Origin of the sequence: Marinomonas profundimaris (assembly GCF_000508165.1) — a bacterium.
In the GTDB taxonomy this organism is placed as follows: Bacteria; Pseudomonadota; Gammaproteobacteria; order Pseudomonadales; family Marinomonadaceae; genus Marinomonas; species Marinomonas profundimaris.
This window is the reverse complement of the sequence record NZ_AYOZ01000017.1, coordinates 17,429-31,731: the sequence shown is the minus strand read 5'-3', so window position 1 is coordinate 31,731 and position 14,303 is coordinate 17,429. Positions and strand designations below refer to the sequence as shown.

Here is a 14,303-nt window from a genome sequence, read left to right as displayed (position 1 = left end):
TCGTGGCGGCTTAAATACTCAGCGGTGAGTGATGGCAAAACAGAAGAGCTTGTGTCAGAATTCATGTGTAGCCTTTGAGTTGTATTTGTTATGTCTAGACAACTAACATTATACCACGAAAAGGCTATTTTTATTTATACTATTCAGTAACTTAAGCTATAATTTCTGCTGTTTTTGAACCCCGAAACTTGAGTATTAAATTCATATATTTATTTTTTTTATTACCATTAACACACTGACTCAGGCATTAGTTTATCTTAACTTGTACCTGAATCCGTGACTTCAGATTCAATAAATGTGTTCAAAACCCTGCAATAGCAAGGCTTCCAACGTTAAAATAGTCATCACTGTCCATTCACCCAATCAGTGATGTTACTACCATGCGTAAGTTCAAGCTTGTTCAGTCTAAAACCGAAGTGATCACACCTCATGGTGGTCTTGCTCTCATTGGTCATTGCATCAACCAAATGACATCACTTCATAAGACTTCTCGTGATGTCGCTAAACGCCATGGTATCGCTAATATCGATCTTATTCGTACGTATGTAGGACTCGTTTGCTTGGGCAAAAGTGACTTTGAAGCCGTCGAACAAGCCAGACATGATCCCTACTTCAAGGCCGCCATGGGTATCAAACAATCACCCTCATCCGCGCGATTACGTCAGCGCTTTGATGAAGATGTCGTTAATTTACTACCACTGTTAAGTTCGGCCAGTGTTGAGTTTTTACAGAATGCATCCATTCCACTAACAGAGCTCTCAACAGGGCATATTCCCTTGGATATGGACGTGTTCCCCATGGATAACAGTGACACTAAAAAGGAAGGTGTTTCCTACACTTACAAAGGGCATGATGGCTATGCGCCGATTGCTGCCTATTTGGGTCAGCAAGGGTGGTGCTTAGGTTGTGAGTTACGCCCTGGCAGCCAGCATGCTAATGCTGAGTTTATCAATGTACTTCAACGCGTGATTCCAAGAGCACGTCAGCTGACCGATCAGTCATTACTGATCCGACTGGATAGTGCACATGATGCGCTTGAAAACCGTGTTTTTCTGAACAACCAAAACGTCGACTTCCTGATTAAATGGAACCCACGAAAGCAGGATGTCTGGCAATGGTACGATGAAGCCTGTGCACATGCGAAGTGGCATCATCCACGACCCGGTAAAATGGAAGCCGTGTTCTCTCAACAGCTGGATGATGCGGCCAATACGCGTCGAGTGGTCAAAGTTACGGTGAGACACTCTGATGCCAAAGGTCAGTTGTTCTTGGAGCCTGAAATCAGCTTAGATGGCTGGTTGACCTCATTGTCTTCAGATGTGGCAGATGACGCCACGGTGATTAAACTCTACAAAGGGCATGCGCTGTGTGAACAGTTCCATAGCGAGTTCAAGACTGACTTGGATCTAGAGCGCCTGCCATCTGGGAAGTTCGCGACCAACGATCTGGTCATGGGCTTTGCCGTCATGGCTTATAACATCTTACGCTGGATCGGTTTACGCGGCTTAATGCAATCTGACTCACCTGTGCGGCACTCAGCGAAACGTCGCCGATTGAAAACCGTTATGCAAGAGTTGATGTATCTGGCCTGCCGACTCGTGAAGAGCGGTAGACAGCTGACACTTAAGTTTGGCTCTCATTGTCCAGGCTTTAGCGCATTCAATCGCGTGTATCACATTACCTGACATACTCGATATACCAAACATTCCTTGCATGGCTAGTAGCCAGGCCTCAGCATGCCAAATCGGTCAAAATTGTTTGAATTTTAACCAGAGAAAAATCCTTTAATAGGCAAAAATCAGTAGCCTGCAATGCAAGCGCACATCAGTACGAATAAAATCGATTGTTAAAGAGCGATAAAACAGTGACTGCTCCGATCTGTAATCTTAAGCAATACTCGTCACTGATTCAGGAGATAGCTTCCTCAGTTTGGAAATGGTAGTCAGCGTAATCGGACAACTCTTTCAGAATTTGCTCAATAGCCTGTTTGGAAACACCCTGCACATACTGCTGACCCAGCTTGTTCAGCAGGATCACCAAATTACGATGCTGATCATCAATAATCGCAATACCCGTCTCAAGTTGCGGGTTCCAGGGAAAGATTTCAAACGTGTTGTTTGCATCATCTGAAAGTGATGTCATGTGTAAAATAGCCTTATAGCCGAATTCAAACCTTTAAAAAGACATTGTATACCAGCCACCTATTCCCATATATCCATAAGGGATAAATACAGTAAATTTTTGCTATGGGAATTAACACCACAGGTTAATGAAACGTGACCCTGGCCTTTTCTTCCGGTAGATTAATGTCCCTGATACAGAGCCTTTTGCTTTGCAGGGAGACCTATCTGCGATGAAACCATCAAACTCGCTTGCCCATGCACCCGCTACACGGCGCAACAGAGAGCCGATCTTCAATGTCTTGCAGACATACCTTCCCGATCCGGCCAGGGTACTGGAAATAGCTTCAGGAACGGGCGAGCACGCGGTGTATCTGTCCTCAAATCTCTCACAGGTCGTTCACTGGCAACCCACCGATATAGATCCGACAGCCTTAAGCAGCATCGAAGCCAGGCGACAGAGTGACCACCATCCAAAGCTGTTTCCAGCCCGACTCCTGGATGTAACCGCTCCCACAGAAATGCCTCAGGGTGACTACAACACCCTGCTGGCGATCAACATGATCCATATTGCGCCCTGGCAAGCCGCCGAGGGGCTTATGAAATTAGCCCAAAATCTGCTCAGTAACGATGGCGTCCTCTTCCTCTATGGCCCTTTCTGGCAGGCCGATGTCAGCCCTGCCGAGAGCAACCTGGCATTTGATGCATCACTCCGCCAACGTAACCCGCTCTGGGGTATCCGCCATCTGGATGAGGTCACTCATCTGGCAAAAGAGCAAGGGCTGATACGACAAGCGGTAGTTCCCATGCCAGCTAACAATCTATCGGTGGTATTTCGGAAGGAGTGAGCAAGTACAGCAGCCGAACTGCTGTACCCGCCAGGCTGGCAATCCACTCTTTACAGGCTATCAACTCTGCAGATAGTGAACGACTCAATAGTCACTGACTTTCACTTTGAACAACCATGCATAGAGCGCTGGCACAAATAGCAAGGTAATCAGCGTACCCACAGCGACACCGCCAATCAGCACATAGGCCAAGGGTCCCCAGAACAGATCCAGAGCCAGCGGAATAAAAGCCAGCACCGCCGCCAGAGCGGTTAGTACCACCGGACGGGAACGCTGCACCGCCGCCTCAACCACAGCGGCACCCGCCTGCATACCAGAATCGAAGTTATCCTGCACCTGTTGCGCCAGTATCATGGTGTTGCGCATTAAAATACCACTTAAACCGATCAACCCCAGCAGCGCGGTAAAACCAAACGGCTGGTTAAACAACAGCAGTGCTGCCACCGCTCCTACCAACCCGAGTGGAGCCGTCGCAATCACCACAAACGTGCCGGTAAATGAGCGCATCTGCAGCATGATGAAAATCAGCATAAGCGCCAGCATAAGCGGTTGCAGCTTCTGGATGGAGCTATCCGCTTTGCCAGACTGTTCAACCGATCCACCTATATCGATACGATAGCCCGGTGGTAATTCAGCAAGCAGCGACTGCATGTCAGCCCAGATCGCATGGGTCACGTCAGGTGGCTGGGCTCCTTGTACATCGGCATGTACAGCCAGAAAGGGTTCACGGTTATAGCGTTTTATCACCGGATCTTCATAGCGGATACTCAACTCGCCCAACTGACTGAGCGCCACCTTGCGCCCATCCGCTGTCTTAAGCTCTAGCGCCTCGGGTAACAGCCCCCCTTCGCGTGCACTGCGCGCGATCACCTGTACGCTGCGAACATCCTGACGCACATCGGTGACATTAAAACCATTGAGTTGAAACGCCAGTTGCTGCGCAACCTCGGTCGGCGTCAGTCCCATTAACCGCAGACGGTCAGGGTCCATATCCAGATAGTAGGCGGGTGTACGCTCATCCCATTCCAGGTGCGGCATCACGGTATTGGGATGCGCCGCCATCAGATTACGCACCTCGTGAGCGATGGAACGCAAGACTTCAGTATCCGGGCCCAGCACGCGAAAGCTGACAGGCCAGATAACCGGCGGTCCAAATAGCAAACGGGTAACGCGTACCCGTGCTTCAGGAAACTCACCTGCCTCCAGGTGACGATTCATCTCCGCCATAATACGATCACGAGCACCGGCATCATGGCCTATGGCAATGATCTTGGCAAAGGCCGGATCAGGCTGTTCAGGGTTAGCCGAAATAAAGAATCGAGGCGCACCCGCACCGATATAGGATGACAGGCTTTTCACTTCGGGCAGCGTTTCCAATATGGCTTCGAGGCGTTTTACCGTGGCTTCTGTCGTGCCGATTGCACTGCCCTGCGGCAGGTTAATATCGATCAATACCTCTGGACGGTCTGAACCTGGAAAAAACTGCTTTTGTACCAGCGTTGCCATACCCACACCGCTGAGTATCAACAACATCAGTGTCGACAGCACGACCGTTTTACGATAACGCACACAGGTGTTTACCACGCCTCGCAGATACTGGTAAAAACGTGTTTGATAGATATCTCCAGCCTGATGCTGAGTATAGGATGGCAGCAGCTTCACTCCCAGATAAGGCGTAAAAGTCACAGCCACCAGCCAGGAAACCAGCAGTGCAAAGGCCATCACCCAAAAGATATTGCCGGCATATTCACCCACACCTGACTGGGCAAAGCCGATCGGGACAAAACCCGCTACCGTCACCAGCGTACCAAACAGCATAGGGGCGGCCGTCACACTCCAGGCATGACTGGCCGCGCGCACCCGCTCCCAGCCCTCTTCCATTTTAACGATCATCATTTCAATGGCGATGATGGCATCATCCACCAGTAACCCCAGGGCGATAATCAAGGCACCCAGAGTGATACGATCCAGATTGATCCCGGTAATTTTCATCAACAGGAAGGTCAGGCCGATGGTAACGGGGATGGCAATACCTACCACCAGACCCGCACGAAAGCCAATCGCCAGTATGCTGACAGCCATAACGACCAGCACCGCCACCAGAAACTTGATCTGAAACAGATCAACGGCCTGACTGATCGCTTCGGTCTGATTGGTCAGCATATGCAAAGACATACCCAGGGGTAACGCGGCCTGTTCAGCATCAATAAAGGCCGTCAGACGCTCACCAAACTCCAGGCCGTTCTGACCGGCCTGCATCACCACCCCCAACAATATGGCCGCTTCACCATCCGCCCTGATCATATAGGAGGGAGGATCTTCGTAACCTCGCCGTATATCTGCCAGATCAGACAGCTTTAACAGATGGTCTCCCACACGTATCGGCAAAGCAGCCAGTTGATCAAGGTCCGCCAGATCAGCATCCACACGCAGGTAGGCGCGTGGCCCGTCCAGGTCAACAAAGCCAGCTGGCATCATACGATTACTGGCTTCAATCGCGGCAAAAATCTGCTCTGCTGACAACCCCAGGTTATTCAGGCGGTTCATATCAAAGTCGATAAACACCCGCTCACTGCGCTCGCCCAGTAACAGCGCTTTTTGCAGGCCAGGCACACGCTGTAAACGATCACGGACAGATTCCGCTTCACGGGTGAGGCTGTGCATCGGCATACCCGGTGCCGTCAGTGAAATCAGCGAGAAATACACATCTGAAAAATCATCATTAACGATCGGACCTATGACCCCCGCAGGCAGACTTCCGGCTTCATCCAGCATGCGCTTACGTACCTGATAAAACAGATCAGGCACCCTTTCACTGGGTGAAAAGTCCTCGAACTCTATCTGTAAATCGGCCCGACCCGGACGTATCGTGGTTTCAATTTTATACAGGTACTCCACTTCCTGAATGCGTTTCTCCAGACGGTCAACAACCTGATCCTGTAACTCGGTCGGTGTGGCACCGGGCCAGATAGCCGACACCACCATCACCCGTACAGTGAAGGATGGGTCTTCGGCACGCCCCAAAGATGAAAACGCATAGACACCGGCAAAGACAGACAGGAGAAGAAAAAACAGGGTTACCGAGCGTTCACGCACTGCCAGGGCTGACAAATTGGGAAAATTCATCGCGCCTGCTCCCTGACCTGCATGCCCGGCGTTAATAAATGCGTGCCCAGCGCAACAATGCGACTACCCTGCGTCAGGGAAGCGCGAATACGGGCATATTCCTGGCTCAGCTCCAGCACCTCCACAGGCACAGGCTGCACCTGCCCCTCAACTACTTGCCAGACCTGAGCGCCTTGACTGCGTTCATCCAGTGCGCCCAGGGGCACACTAAAGGTTGTCTCCTGCAGTGGCTGGTCAAGCCTGACCTGTACCACACTGCCCAGACTTAAGGCATCAGAGCGCGACTCAATACGATAACGTGCCCGCCAACTGCGACTGTCAGGATCAGCCGAGGCTGCCATCTCCCGCAAAGTAATCGCTAATGATTCACCATCAATCAACAGGCTACCAGACGCTGGAGCATCCTCACCTTCAGGCAGATATACCTCCGCTTCAAGTGAGCTATCGTCAATCAGAGTAGCCAGAGCCTGCCCCATGATGACCACCTGTCCTGGCTCAGCTGTCACGGCATTCAGTATGCCCGCTTTTTCAGCACGCAGTTCAGCATAATCCACAGCATTACGTGCCTGCTCCAACACAGCATTAGCCGCCTGATGACGACTGATGGCTTCACGCAGTGTCAGCTCATAACGCTCCAGGGTTTGGCGGCTGACAAACTGGCCGTCTACCAGTGTTTGTTGACGATTCAACTCGCTGCGTGCAATTGCCAATGCCGCTTCAGTCGTTTTCATGTCAGCTTCAGCCACTCGCACCGAGGCTAACAAATCACGCGGGTCCAACTGGAACAGCAACTGCCCCGCTTCGACCCGCTGACCCGCATCAACATAGCGCTCCAGAATACGGCCCGAAACCTGAAAGGCAACGGGTGTTTCATAGCGCCCTTTTACTGTGCCGGATAGCTTCAGAAAAGCAGAAGAGGCATTACTCACTACCAGAGTTCGAACCCAGGGAGCCGCAGACTGAGGTGCATTGGATGCACCATTATCTGGACTACAGCCCAGCATTAACAGCACAATAGCCATAAAGAATAAGGGTCTATGCATGGTAATCGACTCAAAAATAACTATGATTAATGAACGCAATCGTACACTAATTAAAATGGATAAAAAAGTGCCTTGTAAGTCACGATCGGGACGACCTGTCGATCCCAGCAAAGAAGTCGCTATTCTGGATGCCGCCACAGAACTTCTGTTCACCCAGGGCCCAGCTAAATTCTCGATAGAAGCGGTCGCACGTAAAGCGGGCGTTTCAAAAGTAACGGTCTATAACCGCTTTAACGAAAAAAACACACTGATCGAGGCCATCATTCATCGCCAGTGCGATAGCTTGCTTCAACACCTGGTTATCGAACCTGAGCAGGGCCAAACACCTCGGCAAGCACTGCATGACTTTGCACTAAACCTGGCACATTTCGTACTCAGCCATGAACACCTCAATTTTCTGCGTTTGCTGGGCAGCCTGCACGAAGTAGACCGGGATCTACTGCACAGCATGTACAACAACAGTGTTCAAAACGCCTTAGACACCTTGAGCGGCTGGTTAAAAATACAACAAGAGGCAGGACGTATAGAGTGTACTGATACTGAGCATGCCGCCGAGTTGTTTTTGAGCATGCTTGCAGGACTGGACATAGTGCGTGCCTTGCATCAACTCCCACCCAGACAACCTGGTGAGGAAATCAACAGGCATGTTGACGCTGTTGTGAAGCAGTGCTGGAGGCTGTGGCAGAGATGAAATGTTTCATTTAGTAAAACTGATTACCATTTTGCTTTATTTGCATCTAAAATAAAGATCAAAAGTTAGATCCTGGAGTGAAAAGCAAGATGACTGCACAACTAAAGCAACGACCAGACCCAGCTGTTGTCCTGTCAAAAGCACTACTTAATGCATCCAAACAGCTGACACTCAAGCAAGATGAGCTGGGCAAGGTGATTGGTGTGCATAGAACCGCGATAACACGCTTAAAGCAAAACCTGGACCTGAGTCCCGACAGTAAACAAGGTGAACTGGCCCTGCTGTTGATCAGAGCCGCCCGGGCACTATTTGCACTCACCGGGGGTGACCAGGCCTGGATCAAACATTTCATGCGCTCACAGAACAAGCTTACTGGCGGTGTTCCTGCTATACAGGTACAAACTGTTCAGGGACTTATGCGTGTGGTGACCTGCCTGGATGCGATACGAGGCAAGGTGTAACCATAATCTGGGCTGACTGTAACGGCGAAGCCTGCATCAGACCCATTGAGGGGTTGTTATACCGCCTGGTGGAAAATCAGGAACAAGTCGCCACACTAGGCTATGTGGACACACTCGAAGAACAGGCGGTGCTTGAAGAGTTACTTGAAACCTCAAAACCCGACTATCCTGATACCTACCCAAACACCCTGCACTACCTGCTCAAAACACCTTTTCGTTATCCTCCCTTACACTGGGGATCTCGATTTGGCCGTATCCATGAACCTAGCCTGTTCTACGGCGGAAAATCACTTGAAGTAACCCTGGCAGAATCCGCCTTCTACCGCTTTGTGTTTCTCCGCTCAATGGAAGGAACGGCACCTGCGGCAAAATTGAACACCGAGCATACGCTGTTCACAGTGGGTTATAAGACCGATAAAGGTATCCAGCTTCAACAGCCACCCTTTAGTGCATTCACGGCAGCATTGCGCCACCGCACTGAGTACTCCCTGACTCAAGCATTAGGCACCAACATGAGAGAAGCTGGAGTAGAAGCCTTTGAATATCTATCGGCCCGTTCAGCTCGTGATGAGCTGTGCGCAGCCCTCTTTACCCCCATCGCCTTCACTGACCAGGCGCCGCAATCCAGAGAAAACTGGTTTTGTGAACTAACCCAGGAACAGGTAACCTTTAAAGCAATGGGCTCCCAACAGGTCTTCAGCTTTTGTCTGGAGGAGTTCTCTGTTAACAGGCTGTTTCCTATGCCAGCCCCATCCGCACCACGGAACCCGGTATGATTAACCCAGCGTCATTTACACATCCATACCAATTAAAGAATCAATTCCTTCATCTCTGATGGTCGCCTTAACTTCATCCAGTGCGGCTTCCTCTGTATCGAACTCATCTTCCCAGACTGTCGAAACACCCGATTCATCAATCACTTCAAGAATCCAGCCTCCCGTGTCGCCACGGTAAATATCGACCTGAACAGTTTTACCCTCAGCCGTCAGCTCCTGGCTTAAAGCACTCATTTCAACTTCAAAATCATCTTCCATCTACAACCTCCAACGTGGGATTTTCAATTCATTAGGCTTTTACCATAAGGTATGTGCCTGCACCAACCATAAAACCGCCAGCGGTCTTTTTAACAACGCCTGGTGCTCTGCCCTTAGTCCAGGACAGAATCCTGCTGGCGAAATACGCATAACCCAGTTTAACACCACCGACTGCAACGACAGTCAACACAATAATCGTTGCAATGTCTGACGTGGCGATAGTCGTCAGATCGACAAATGCAGGAAACAAGCTTGCATAGAAAAAAATGGCTTTTACATCACCGAGAGTAATAACTCAAGTTTCGGAGTTCAGTTTAGCTTAAAATCAGTACTCATCACCAATAGATTTGGCTTCTAGCCTCAGCGTGAATGGATCCATTTGCAGGACTTGCTTAAAGATCTCCTTAACCGTTTTGTCTATTTGGTTCATGATCTCTTGGGCGACGCTGACTCCATATAGCTTGCTGAGCTCATCAAGCGCTCCCGATATCAGCGCTCTAAAGATAACCCAGAGTCGGCTGGCAAAATCTAAGGTGCACAGACTGTTGATCATGTCGTTACGACTATAACTCAGTCGAGCGGCACCTTCCTCGTGTTGAGTCAATAGCAGCAAGCAGAATCGCAGAGCCGTTAAATGGATGGAGGCGATATAAGCACTGTAATGTGTACTCTGCTCTTTAAGGAACCCAAGCTTTTGTTTCGCTTCCTTAAAGTACACTTCGATTCCCCAGCGTAATGCATAGATTTCGAGTATTCTCTCATCACTGAGGTGAGTGTCGGTGGATAAAAACAAGGCCCAATCATGCTTTCCAGCACGCTGTTTTTCTTCGTTAACGCCACGTACAAACAGCAGCTTGACCTTGATCCAGTGATCAGGTGCATCGAGGGTTTGTGCTAAGTTTAACTCAACGGTGATCGCCTTAGACTGGTATGGCCTGCCCTTAACCTTCTGCCATTGGCCTTTGATGTGATGTTGGTATAGCTCAGCCGCTGTTGAGAGAACCTTGTCACTACCGGCCACGCGGTAACTCATTTTATTTTTCTTCATACGGACAATGGAGACTAACGATTGCGCTTCCATAAAGGCCAGCATGGACTTACTGGCAAACCATGAATCGGCTAAAAAATACTGTGCATGAATGCCGGACCGATCGGCTCGCTTAATCATGCCATGGACCATCTCCGGTTTAGTCATTGACTGCGCATCACGATAACGTTTTGCGGCGATACTGCGACCATCGGCAAAGGCTTTGGTCAGAGGTTGTGATTTAACTCGACTGATATAGAGTTCGCTATCTAAAGGGATAAATTGCTTTTCAGTCGCCAGCCCTAGGGTCAGGAGTTGCGGCCCCATCACACAACGACCATTCAGGTGATCAAAGTGGCTAGCGACGCCTGGCATGGTTTTACCGCGCCGTGTTTTAACAGAATCATCAACAACATAGGCGCGTATGGCGCTGTGGTCAGTCAAACTGATGACGGTCTTCGCTGTTTGAAGGTGCAACTTGCGCCAATCCAGATCTTCCCGATTAAGAAGATCATAAAGGGCATCCTTCTTAGTGATCGAGAAGCTTTGTAACGACTCCTTTGAAAACATCGTTAAGCCAGACCCAAAGCAGTAAAAGGTACACTACATCACTGACGGGTGATCCTGAACGCTTTGAAAACCGCGCTTGTTTCTGCAGTCGATTAAAACCGTTGCGCTGCCATGCTTTGCTAAACAGAGTATCCGCTTGAACATCGTGGCGGCTTAAATACTCAGCGGTGAGCGATGGCAAAACAGAAGAGGTTGTGTCAGAATTCATACATAGCCTTGGGTGGGTGTTTTGTTTTGTCTAGTTAACTAACATTATACCACGAAAAGGCTATTTTTATTTATATTATTCAGTAACTTAAGCTGTATTTTTTGCTGTTTTTGAACCCCGAAACTTGAGTTATTAATCATTCGTTTTTCCTTTGCGTAATTAGTGATAGTACTTGGCACCGCGAACATTATCGTGACTGAGGGGAAGGGAAATCTGCTTGTCTGCATCGCCATCTTCCATGGGCAGGTTGTCTAAACCTTTGCTGAGAATTGAGGCAATGTTTTTGTACGTAATAGCGTTAATATAATGTGCGCGACGACAGGCGGCTTCGAGCCTTTCCTGGCCATACTTCTTTGTCAGGTTAAGTAAACCCAGGCAAGCGCGATAACCGTGTTCGGGGTGACGGCGACCAGCAAGTTGATGCTCAACCACCAATGTCGTGTATTCGCCAATTCGGGTTGCCCATAACACAAACCGCTGAGGCGACCACTCTTGATGCTTCAAATGCGCCTTCGCCATATGCGTGGTGTCAGTCGTGTGGCCGTGTTTAAAGGCTCGCGGGTGGTGGGCCACCTGCTTTCCCTGATGATTAATGGTCAAGGTGGTTCGGCTTGCATGAATCATCACGTTTTGTTTTACCAGTTGATATGGTACGGAGTAGAAGTGACCGTCGTATTCCACATGGTAATCAAGATGAACTCTGGCCTTTTTAACCTCAAGGTACTCATAGGGGGATGGTGGTAACGGTCTTAACGCAGGCTTATCAATACTTTCAAATTGAGATTGGCGAGATCCCGGACGTTTTTTAAACGGGCGGTTGTTGAGGTCTGCCAGCAAAAAACGAATGGCTTGATTAAGTGACGCGAGAGTAAAAAATGGCTGCTTTCTCAGGCGCATCATGATCCACCGCTCAACCACTTGAACCGCGACCTCTGCTTTAGATTTGTCCTTTGGTTTGTAGGGGCGAGCTGGGATGACGGCAACATTGTAGTGCTCTGCAAGTTGCTGATAGGTAGGGTTTAGGTCAGGATCATAGCGGCAGGCTTTGCTAACGGCACTTTTCAGGTTATCTGGCACAACCACCTCCGGAACACCACCAAAAAAGTTAAATGCTCGAACATGGGAACCAATCCAGTCAGGCAAGCTTTGTGACCATGTCGCCTCAACGAATGTATAAGAGCTGGCGCCCAGGACGGAGACAAAAATCTGGGCAGTACGTACCTCGCCCGTTTGATGGTTAATGACATCCATGGTCGGCCCGCAATAATCGACAAACATCTTCTCGCCAGCTAGGTGTGTTTGTCTCATCGATAGCTGGCGTGAGCCCTGCCAACGTTTGAACAGAACGGTGAAGCGAGAATAGCTATAGTGATTACTGGGGTGGTCTTGTGTGTACTCTTCCCACAGCAATTGTCGTGTCATTCCCTTGGTCCCCAACTCATCGTGAATTGCATTGAAATCGGGTTCCGCAAACACGGTGACCGTGTCCTTTCTTGGTTTTCGTGACGGCTGCAGGATGGCTAAAACTTGTTGCTCTGTCATGCTCTCTGGCAAAGGCCAACCAATGCCAGCCGCATCGGCTCGATTGAGGTACTTTGAGATAGCCCCCGTTGATATATTCAGGCTACGGGATATTTGCCTGGATGAGAGGTCGGCGCCGTATTTGAGGCGCAGAATTTCTTTGATTTTCTGCATAGAGATCTTCTTCGTTTTCATAACGGCTCCTGAGGGTTAAACAAAGGAGCGCAGGTTAATGGTTAAAAACTGACCTGCAAGAAGGGGTGGGGATTTTTGCTTACCGTGAACACTAAATTTTGTCATGCGGAAAAAGTGTTCACGCTTAGGCAAAAATCAGTGTTCACAGTTAAGAAAATTAGGTGTTCACGCTAGAGAAAAATTGGTGTTCACGGTTGGGAAAAATACGCAACGAGAACGGCAATACCGTAGGCGTAAGGTTTTAGCTCTACAAGATGAGGCCCAACTGGCCTCATATCTTCTTCTGCAAGTGACTTAACGCCAACCCTGCCATCAATGCCAAGCCGATGATCATCGACGGTAGTACCACCGGTGGAATAGCCAGCGGGGCGAACAATCCCATAAACAGCAAGATGACGCCTGAACCCAGGATAATCATGCTGTAGCGGTGAATGATAGGGCTCGAAAAATCAAAGGTTGTCTTCTTAATCTTCCAGGTCATTAAGCCATCCCACAACGCCGGTAACATGAGAATAAGCGCAAAGGGCAACCAGACCATCAGTAAAGCAAATCGAGTGAACACTTGGTACAACACATCAAAAAATGCCTGAATACGGTCTTCTACCCAGACAAACCAAAAGCCTCCCATGTTCTCCATCCCTTTAGAGCGCAGTCGCTGCTCTTCAGTGGGGATTAGAAAATCTCGCACAGATTGCTCCATCTGCGTATCCACAACCCATGATTGATACCAGCGATGGCTAGTTTGACCAATCCAATAGCTTGTTTGTGCGCCCAATTGGTTTTGGATCATCTGCTTCTCTTTACTGATGACCCGGCCAGTCCAATCACCGGGCACTAACACGCCAATGGCAATAATCTCCAGCATCAGTGCCAGACACAGCAGCCAAACCGACTTATGCTTGCTCATGCCAAACATCCTCTTCAACTCGCGCCAGCATGGCTGCAACGGTTGGAGTCATAATCCGGGCTTTAATCACTTGTTGAAGCCGCTTTGTCGATGTATGGCCACTGACATAACGCATATCAATACGTCCTTCAGCCAGATACGCCATCCGATTTGGACGATTACGAATCCAGGAGTAGAAATACACACCATCTACGGCGGCCCACTCGAAATGGTCAGGATCACGCAGGCGAATCCCCGTTAAAGCACTGGCGGCAGTCCAGGTCAGTGCCTCAATGAAATGCCAAAGGCGTACACTATCATCATCACAACTGACTTCTTCATAACTGCCCAAACCATTACACAGACACAAATCAAAGATGGAATGGCCATCTAACGTGAACGCATCCGTTAAGTAGTCCGCCAAGCAATACACCGAGGCCAAAGCATGAGGCCAGTCGGTTTCAAGCAGTCCTAAGGTTTCCTTGAACTGGGGGTTATGTTGCTGCCACTGAGCGAGCATTTCTTTACTGGTAAGTGTTGTCATTTTCAGACAGACAGAATGATGCATACAGA

15 protein-coding genes are annotated in these 14,303 nt (G+C 49.3%); 5 read left to right on the top strand and 10 right to left on the bottom strand.

The genetic code is table 11. From position 1 onward, the window contains the following. Nucleotides 1-380 precede the first annotated feature (380 nt). Nucleotides 381-1,685: an IS1380 family transposase gene (locus D104_RS28780; protein ID WP_024024122.1), complete on the top strand. Its 1,305-nt coding sequence runs from the start codon at nucleotides 381-383 to the stop codon at nucleotides 1,683-1,685. A gap of 223 nt (nucleotides 1,686-1,908) precedes the next feature. Here D104_RS28780 and D104_RS28775 read toward each other — a convergent pair whose 3' ends face one another. After that, on the bottom strand, nucleotides 1,909-2,142 hold the full coding sequence (locus D104_RS28775; RefSeq protein WP_013785954.1) for a bacteriohemerythrin: 234 nt from the start codon (nucleotides 2,140-2,142) through the stop codon (nucleotides 1,909-1,911). A 211-nt stretch (nucleotides 2,143-2,353) separates the two neighbouring features. Between D104_RS28775 and D104_RS28770 the strand changes: the two genes are divergently transcribed. Next, a complete protein-coding gene (locus D104_RS28770) occupies nucleotides 2,354-2,968 on the top strand; it encodes a DUF938 domain-containing protein (protein WP_013785953.1) in 615 nt (204 codons plus the stop codon). An 84-nt stretch (nucleotides 2,969-3,052) separates the two neighbouring features. Here D104_RS28770 and D104_RS28765 read toward each other — a convergent pair whose 3' ends face one another. Beyond that, complete coding sequence (locus D104_RS28765; protein WP_024024121.1) at nucleotides 3,053-6,094, bottom strand: efflux RND transporter permease subunit; 3,042 nt, start codon at nucleotides 6,092-6,094, stop codon at nucleotides 3,053-3,055. Beyond that, nucleotides 6,091-7,116 carry an efflux RND transporter periplasmic adaptor subunit gene (locus tag D104_RS28760; RefSeq protein WP_158306776.1) on the bottom strand — a complete coding sequence of 342 codons (1,026 nt, stop codon included), beginning with the start codon at nucleotides 7,114-7,116 and terminating at the stop codon, nucleotides 6,091-6,093. The genes D104_RS28765 and D104_RS28760 overlap by 4 nt, the downstream gene beginning before the upstream one ends. 19 nt (nucleotides 7,117-7,135) lie before the next feature. Here D104_RS28760 and D104_RS37015 point away from each other — a divergent pair, with 19 nt between their 5' ends. The 3 genes from D104_RS37015 to D104_RS28745 all read left to right on the top strand — a co-directional run bounded on the left by D104_RS37015 (nucleotide 7,136) and on the right by D104_RS28745 (nucleotide 9,065). Beyond that, complete coding sequence (locus D104_RS37015; protein WP_024024120.1) at nucleotides 7,136-7,828, top strand: TetR/AcrR family transcriptional regulator; 693 nt, start codon at nucleotides 7,136-7,138, stop codon at nucleotides 7,826-7,828. Nucleotides 7,829-7,917: 89 nt separating this feature from the next. Next, entirely contained in the window at nucleotides 7,918-8,289 is a 372-nt protein-coding gene (locus tag D104_RS28750) for an MbcA/ParS/Xre antitoxin family protein (protein WP_013785949.1), read from the top strand. A gap of 68 nt (nucleotides 8,290-8,357) precedes the next feature. Further along, nucleotides 8,358-9,065, top strand: coding sequence for an RES family NAD+ phosphorylase (locus tag D104_RS28745; protein WP_013785948.1), 708 nt, complete (start codon nucleotides 8,358-8,360; stop codon nucleotides 9,063-9,065). A gap of 15 nt (nucleotides 9,066-9,080) precedes the next feature. Here D104_RS28745 and D104_RS28740 read toward each other — a convergent pair whose 3' ends face one another. The 7 genes from D104_RS28740 to D104_RS28720 form a co-directional block, all read right to left on the bottom strand. After that, nucleotides 9,081-9,323, bottom strand: coding sequence for a hypothetical protein (locus tag D104_RS28740; RefSeq protein ID WP_013785947.1), 243 nt, complete (start codon nucleotides 9,321-9,323; stop codon nucleotides 9,081-9,083). Between the two features lie 31 nt (nucleotides 9,324-9,354). Further along, nucleotides 9,355-9,573: a hypothetical protein gene (locus tag D104_RS28735; protein ID WP_013785946.1), complete on the bottom strand. Its 219-nt coding sequence runs from the start codon at nucleotides 9,571-9,573 to the stop codon at nucleotides 9,355-9,357. Nucleotides 9,574-9,648: 75 nt separating this feature from the next. Beyond that, nucleotides 9,649-10,920 (bottom strand): IS4 family transposase, encoded by a 1,272-nt coding sequence (locus D104_RS0118850; RefSeq protein ID WP_031214859.1) that lies wholly within the window; start codon nucleotides 10,918-10,920, stop codon nucleotides 9,649-9,651. Beyond that, nucleotides 10,880-11,128, bottom strand: coding sequence for a hypothetical protein (locus D104_RS37180; protein ID WP_084546017.1), 249 nt, complete (start codon nucleotides 11,126-11,128; stop codon nucleotides 10,880-10,882). The genes D104_RS0118850 and D104_RS37180 overlap by 41 nt, the downstream gene beginning before the upstream one ends. A gap of 159 nt (nucleotides 11,129-11,287) precedes the next feature. Beyond that, nucleotides 11,288-12,844 (bottom strand): IS21 family transposase, encoded by a 1,557-nt coding sequence (istA, locus tag D104_RS28730; RefSeq protein ID WP_024024118.1) that lies wholly within the window; start codon nucleotides 12,842-12,844, stop codon nucleotides 11,288-11,290. A 271-nt stretch (nucleotides 12,845-13,115) separates the two neighbouring features. After that, nucleotides 13,116-13,751, bottom strand: a complete 636-nt coding sequence (locus tag D104_RS28725; protein WP_000033756.1) for a DUF4400 domain-containing protein — start codon at nucleotides 13,749-13,751, stop codon at nucleotides 13,116-13,118. Further along, entirely contained in the window at nucleotides 13,738-14,298 is a 561-nt protein-coding gene (locus D104_RS28720; protein WP_000546512.1) for a hypothetical protein, read from the bottom strand. The genes D104_RS28725 and D104_RS28720 overlap by 14 nt, the downstream gene beginning before the upstream one ends. Nucleotides 14,299-14,303 lie beyond the last annotated feature (5 nt).